1 protein-coding gene is annotated in these 235 nt (G+C 37.9%); it reads right to left on the reverse strand.

From position 1 onward, the window contains the following. The coding region (locus tag ACRHOC_RS15205) for a gamma-glutamyltransferase (protein ID WP_431159447.1) at positions 1–235 on the reverse strand (235 nt) is incomplete at both ends.

A 235-nucleotide genomic window follows, 5' to 3' on the forward strand; every position in this document is an offset into this window, starting at 1 on the left:
ATCTACCATCTTCAAGTATTAATATACCATCTACTTTGCCAATTACTGGACAGCGTGTCTGGTTAATCTTGTACCGCAAAGATTCTAACTGATTAATCAATTTTTCGGCAAAACCATTTGGTCCCATACGGATTTCGTCGGGCAGCCACTGATTATCAAATCTTGGTGCATTTACTGCTGCTTGCATTGTCAATCCAAATACATGACCATTCAAAATAGTTTGGAAAACAGAAGT

Origin of the sequence: Winogradskyella poriferorum (assembly GCF_050618035.1) — a bacterium.
GTDB lineage: Bacteria > Bacteroidota > Bacteroidia > Flavobacteriales > Flavobacteriaceae > Winogradskyella > Winogradskyella poriferorum_A.